Source organism: Bacteroidota bacterium (genome assembly GCA_039111535.1).
GTDB lineage: Bacteria > Bacteroidota > Rhodothermia > Rhodothermales > JAHQVL01 > JBCCIM01.
In genome coordinates this window covers 1-6,150 of the sequence record JBCCIM010000283.1, presented here as the reverse complement: position 1 = coordinate 6,150, position 6,150 = coordinate 1, and the positions used below count along the sequence as shown (strand labels likewise).

The following is a 6,150-nucleotide window of genomic DNA, read 5'->3' as shown; positions in this document are numbered from 1 at the left end:
CGCGCCACTCTCGGACCACTCTCGCACCTCTCGCATTGCTCTCGGACCGCTCTCCAACCACTGCTCGGACCATTCTCCGACTATTTTGTTGTTGCGAGCCACTTCGTGATAGCGCTAATCTTCTTTTCAAATCTATTCTATTTGTGGAGAAGAAAAACGCTATCCAGGAAAGGTGAGGGCATATCAACCAACCAGCCCCTGGTTTCGATCCTCATTCCTGCGCGTAACGAGGCAAAAAATCTACGCAGGTTACTGCCAAGCGTACTCAACCAGCGGTTCGACAATTTCCAGCTCATTGTGTATGATGATGCCTCTGAAGACGATACCTGTGCAGTAATTTCAGCGTACGCAGATGAGAGAATATGCACACTGCGAGGCACTGGCCCGCCTGATGGTTGGACGGGTAAAGTACATGCATTGCATCAAGCCTCTCGCCATGCAAAAGGTGAGCTTATGCTGTTTCTGGATGCAGATACGGTGTTGCAGGACCCGGGTGCGCTGGGCCGGCTTGTTGCAGCCTTCCAGTCTCTTCCTGCGCATAGCGTACTGACCAGCATGCCGGCATACAAAGGCAAAGGCCTCACGCTTGTTAGCCTCGCTACCCATTCTATTCTTGCTTCCATTCCCTGGCTGCTTGTCCGCTGGCTGCCTTTTTCCTCACTCGGGGTGCTAAACGGACAGTGTTGGATGATCGATGCGCCTACCTACCAGAAGCACCAACCCCATGCACAGGTTGCCGGCGAAATCTTAGAGGATGTGTTAATCGGCCGATACCTCAAAAAACAGGGTATATCACCTGCGCTGGTAGATGTACAAAGCGAAGTAGCTGTACACATGTACGACAGCTTTGCTGAGGCCTGGCGCGGGTTCAGGAAAAACGTTTACTTATTGATGGGCAACAACCTCCTGCTGTTTGTGGGCATATTTGCGTTGTTTGCTACAATATTTGTATTGCCGGCCTTTCTGGAGCCCCGTTTGCTATTTCTTGTTTACTTCAATAAGCTTCTAACCGATCATCGAAGTGGTTTTTCGTTCACTATTTCGCTGATTGCTCCGCTTTGCTACATCCTTGGTTCGACTTTACAATTAGACTCTGCATGGAATCATCTTACCGGCAGGGTCACATGGAAGGGGCGCCCCGTAGTATCCGCCTGATTACCTTCCGTGAAATTTACTTCGTTCGCAGCATGAACCTATACACAATCTGTCTCTTGCTGTTCAGCATGTCTTTGCTGGGCGGCTGCTCTTCTGCAAAGAAAAAAAGCCAGCAAAACGCACCCGAAAACGAGGAAATGGCTGAAGTTGAAAAGCCCATCCCCCCTGTTGCTCCAGCCCCAGGCAGCGTGCATCTCACCGCTGAAGTACTCAGCCTCGAGCCTGTTGACGATGGATTCCACTGCCAGTTAAAAATAGTTTCGGTGGAAGCCTACGGTGCAAACGCAAAACCGCTGGCTGTAGGGACAGAAATCACAGCGTCTATCAGCAAAGACGTTATTGCAACTGCAACTGCAGAAAATGAAGAAGCTGCGGCGATGAAATCAGGCACTACCCAGAACCTGACACTTAGATACCAGCAGGTGCCCAGCCTGCCCGGTATGAAGCCAGTGGCATGGCGCGTTCTTTCTATTCGATAAATAATGATTCAATGATGAAAAATACCGATCCGCGACGCATCCTGTATCCATCTGTTGTTTTGGGGCTCGCACTATTGATTGCATTTTTTGCATGGCCACAAAATGAGCCAGGCGTAATCGAAGCTAAAAAAGCCCGCAAGCAGACCACAAAGAAGGCGCGTGCAGCGTACTTCCATCGCATGCTTCGCGACCCGGAGACGGGCCAAATTCCGGCCGGGATCCGACGACTCGAGCTTGCCCATGCCGCACAAATGCCCAAGCGCATTGATGGCCTGAACAAAAGCGGAGCAATGCCGCATTTCTCATGGACAGAAGCCGGCCCCAACGATGTTGCCGGCCGCACCCGTGCCATTGCTGTTGACGTCAACAACTCAAACAACATTATCGCCGGCGGTGTCTCCGGTGGCATCTGGAAATCTACCAATGGCGGAAGCACGTGGACGCTGAAGTCCGATCCGCAAGATGGCGCAGGCATTACCTTCATCACCCAGGATCGCCGTTCTGGCAATACCAATACCTGGTATGCCACAACCGGAGAATTTTCAGGCTCTAACTCAGACCGTGGCTTCCGTGCCTTCTATTATGGCCAGGGTGTCCTACGTTCTACAGACAATGGCGAAACCTGGGAGTTATTTGCCCCTGTAGGCCCAAATCCAACGAGCTTTGATTCTGCATACGACTATACATCAAAAGTGCTCGTCAGCCCGACCACTGGAACTGTCTTCGTTGCCAGTAATGGGTTTGGCCTCACCCGAACCACAGGCAGCCTCCTCAGCCTGACGTCTGTTTTGGGGAATGAAATCTTCCCCATGTGGACAGATTTTGATATCGCATCCGATGGGACCATCGTTGCCGTCATTGCGGACGGCTTCATGAGCAGCACCGTTGGAGAACAGCCGGGCGTCTATACCTCATCGAACGACGGCCTGAATTGGACAGAAATTACACCAGCCAGTTTTCCAACTGCACCAGATCGTTCTGTCATTGCTGTAGCACCTTCTAATCCGGATGTAGCCTACATGATGACCTTCACAGGCAATACATCCAATTCGAACAATGCCTTCGGTGACACCGAAGAAGTATTCCTCTACAAGTTCAATCTTGCTAATGGCACAAGCCAGGACCTGACAGCCAATATTCCAGACTTTGGTGGCCAGGTAGGCGACGTGTACACCCAGCGCGGCTACAACATGGTCATTGCGGTTAGCCCATCGGATGAGAACCTTGTCTTTATTGGTGGCACCAACCTGTATGTATCGAGAGATGGGTTTGCCACGCGGCCTAACAGCTCTGTTGCAAGCTGGGTTGGCGGCTATGCTACAGCAAATAACATCTCACAATACAACAACCAGCATCCCGACCAGCATGCGCTATTTTTCGATCTGTCTAACCCGAACGCACTTTGGTCAGCACACGACGGAGGCCTGAGTTTTGTTGATGACGTATCCATAAGCGGTGCTTTCCCCTGGGAAAACAAAAACAACGGATACAACGTGACGCAGTTTTATCACGTATCTCTGCCCGCAGCGGCAGATGATGACCGGTTGCTGGGAGGCACGCAGGATAACGGGAGTCCGTTTTTCCGGTATGACCCGACAACATCCATCACAAGTGGTTCAGACGATGTAACTTCTGGGGATGGCGCGTTTGCGTATCTCGGTGAGTCGTATGCCATTGGCTCTACGCAGAATGGAGATATCTCCGCGTATCGCTACAACGTAAGCGGCGACTTGCAATTCCTCGACAACATCACGCCGGCGGGTGCCAATAACCAGCTCTTTATCAACCCCTTCCTTGCTGATCCGGTTGATGAGACCATCATTTATTACCCCTCTGGCAACTCGCTCTGGCGGCGTAATGCGGGGAGCATTGCCAACGTGCAGTGGGCCCAGTTGGCCGCCCTGCAGATCAGTGGTTCATTTGATTACACGGCACTGGATGCTGCAGCCAGCAATGGAGCTACCGTCCTGTACCTTGCTGCATCAGGCGACAACGCAACGCCGCAGATTTATCGCTTTGAAAATGCCGGCACATCAACCAGTGCACCAACAAATGTCTCGATTCCGGGCGCACCGTCCGACGGCTACATTCACAGCATTGCAGTGAATCCCAACAATGCAAATGAAGTGCTTGTGGCAATGTCCAACTATAACATCATCGGCCTCTATCATACGTCTAACGGCGGCTCCTCGTGGACAGCTGTAGAAGGCAACCTGACGGGCACAGCCAATGCACCGGGGCCATCCATGCGCGCAGTGGAGATTGTCCCGCTCAACGCAGACACAGGCTACCTCGTGGGTACAAGCACCGGATTCTACTCCACCATCTCACTAAATGGCAGCAACACAACCTGGCAGCAGGAATCTGCAGATGGTGTTGGGAATGCAATTGTCGAATCAATCGACTCCCGTACGTCTGATGGGCGCGTTGCACTGGCAACACATGGGCGTGGTATTTTTGTTGGCATGCCACTGAACCCGGTTGCCAATGAAGATGAGGCCGCTGTGCCGGCGTTGTTTGATCTGGATCAGAACTACCCTAATCCGTTCAACCCGAGCACCAATATTTCTTTCACGCTGATGCAGCCAAGCCAGGTTACCCTGAAGGTATTTGACGTAACAGGCAAAGAGGTACGCACGCTGCTTACAAGCGCAGCCAAAGCCACCGGGGCACACCAGGTCAGCTTCGATGCAGCAGGCCTGCCTAGTGGCTCGTACATGTACCAGCTTGAAGCCGTATCGCTGTCGTCTGCTGAGACAATCCACAAAGAAAGTAAAGTGATGGTGCTTGCAAGATAGCCAGACCTGCTTCACAACAGCTGTATTCACAAACAGATACCTGCTTGATGAAAAGCTTTGTACTTGCTCTTGTGATGGCAACGGTTTTTTCGGCCTGTAACAACGACGCCGATTTGGTGCCGTATCCGATACCAGGCCAAACCGCTGAAGAAGGCCGGCTATACTTCCCCATGCCAGCGAATGAATTGGGCAATTACCTGACAAATGCGCCTATTCGCGAAGTATCGATCATGCGGGAAGCGCAGTCGGGAGAAATCAGGCATGAGCAATGGCTGGTCTACAATATCGAGCAGCCTGGATTAAAGCCTGATTTTGAATTATTGCTTGTTGTCGAACAGGACACAGTGAGAACATTCAGGGCCTGGGGCAGACTGTGGTATGACCGGCTATCGACTGAACGGGAAGAGATTACCGAGATCCTCAACCAGCGACAGGCCTTCCTTGAAAGCGAAGGTACAAGTGTGACGCTGCCAGATCTGATTTCTGGATTAGAAATACGGTAAACACTGCGCGGTTCAACAGGCATATAAGTTAGAAAATTATTCAAACAGAGGCGTGCCTAACGCCTCTGTTTTCTTTTTTGAGGGGGGTGTACACCAGAACTTATTTTGCGCTATTTTAGGGGTCCATAATACAAACAAGTTGTTATGAGTCCATCTTATGCCATCTCGGGCATCCTGATCATTGTATTGGGTGCATTCATAGTATCCCAGAATCCGATGCCCTTCCTGGTTACCATGGGCATGTTTGAGATCAGGGCTACCGTAGGCGTGGTACTCGTGTCTTCATTTGGCCTCGGTTTACTGGTAGGCATAGTTGCGATGTTAACGCGCGATGTACCACGAATGAGACGGATTCGCGCCATAGATGGAGACGGGTGATACCATACAGCCGCTTGTCTCCTTGATTTTTTATCACAAAAATTAAATTCAGGCTTATTTTTTTTGTTATAAATATCTTAATTTATAAGGACTTACACGATTTTTTCGTTGTCTTGTCAGACTTTAGCCTGCTAACTGAAATCTTATGCGTACAATCCTCGCGTTTATACTGGCCCTGATCACCGTTCTTTTCGCCCTGGAAAACCAGAGCACCATGAGCCTGAACCTGGGCCCTTATGAAATAAATGGATCCACGGCGATCATCTTGATCGGTACGTTTATCTTTGGTGTGGTCACTGGTGTGCTGGCGATGTCGCCTAGCCATTACAAACGATACCGGCAGGTCAAATCCATGGCTGACTAAGCCGGCTGTATCCTTGCTTCCCTCAGCACTCCTCCCCCAACACGCCACAATAGCCATAGCAACGCCGGCAAGTCCGCCAAAGGACCTTGCCGCCTACGAAGCGGGCATCGCATACCTGGCCGACCTCGGCTTCAATATCAAGCGCGTTCCACTCGCTCCAACGCACCACGGTTACCTGAGCGGCACAGATGAACAACGCGCTACTGCATTTAATACCCTGCTTGCTGATCCGGCCATCGACGCCATTTTCTGTACCCGCGGCGGTTATGGCACGGCGCGTATGCTCCCCCTGCTTAATTACGAAGCCGCAAGGCAATCGCCAAAACTGCTCGTGGGATACAGTGATATTACAGCCCTGCAATTGGCACTTTATGCGCACGCCGGCTGGTACAGCATCTCTGGCCCCATGGTCGCCGTTGAGTGGGGTAAGCTAGATCCGCGCTGCGAAACACAGTTTTGGAACTTTGCTACAT

The 6,150-nt window shown here is 51.3% G+C and carries 7 protein-coding genes; all 7 read left to right on the top strand.

The window, feature by feature from the left end:
- Positions 1-1,155: glycosyltransferase family 2 protein (locus AAF564_25485; GenBank protein MEM8488923.1), on the top strand; the 1,155-nt coding region annotated here is incomplete at its 5' end.
- A gap of 32 nt (positions 1,156-1,187) precedes the next feature.
- The gene (locus tag AAF564_25480) at positions 1,188-1,634 is read left to right on the top strand and encodes a hypothetical protein (protein ID MEM8488922.1); all 447 of its coding nucleotides are present in this window, start codon (positions 1,188-1,190) and stop codon (positions 1,632-1,634) included.
- 11 nt (positions 1,635-1,645) lie between these two features.
- Positions 1,646-4,432 (top strand): T9SS type A sorting domain-containing protein, encoded by a 2,787-nt coding sequence (locus tag AAF564_25475; protein ID MEM8488921.1) that lies wholly within the window; start codon positions 1,646-1,648, stop codon positions 4,430-4,432.
- Positions 4,433-4,479: 47 nt separating this feature from the next.
- Complete coding sequence (locus tag AAF564_25470) at positions 4,480-4,935, top strand: hypothetical protein (protein ID MEM8488920.1); 456 nt, start codon at positions 4,480-4,482, stop codon at positions 4,933-4,935.
- Positions 4,936-5,079: 144 nt separating this feature from the next.
- Positions 5,080-5,313 carry a hypothetical protein gene (locus AAF564_25465; protein ID MEM8488919.1) on the top strand — a complete coding sequence of 78 codons (234 nt, stop codon included), beginning with the start codon at positions 5,080-5,082 and terminating at the stop codon, positions 5,311-5,313.
- Positions 5,314-5,458: 145 nt separating this feature from the next.
- Positions 5,459-5,677: a LapA family protein gene (locus AAF564_25460; protein ID MEM8488918.1), complete on the top strand. Its 219-nt coding sequence runs from the start codon at positions 5,459-5,461 to the stop codon at positions 5,675-5,677.
- Positions 5,678-5,690: 13 nt separating this feature from the next.
- On the top strand, positions 5,691-6,150 hold a 460-nt coding region (locus AAF564_25455), incomplete at its 3' end, for an LD-carboxypeptidase (GenBank protein MEM8488917.1).

Coding starts and splice junctions, on each gene's coding strand:
- AAF564_25480 (MEM8488922.1), top strand. CDS start 1,188: ATGAACCTATACACAATCTGTCTCTTGCTGTTCAGCATGTCTTTGCTG.
- AAF564_25470 (MEM8488920.1), top strand. CDS start 4,480: ATGAAAAGCTTTGTACTTGCTCTTGTGATGGCAACGGTTTTTTCGGCC.
- AAF564_25465 (MEM8488919.1), top strand. CDS start 5,080: ATGAGTCCATCTTATGCCATCTCGGGCATCCTGATCATTGTATTGGGT.
- AAF564_25475 (MEM8488921.1), top strand. CDS start 1,646: ATGATGAAAAATACCGATCCGCGACGCATCCTGTATCCATCTGTTGTT.
- AAF564_25460 (MEM8488918.1), top strand. CDS start 5,459: ATGCGTACAATCCTCGCGTTTATACTGGCCCTGATCACCGTTCTTTTC.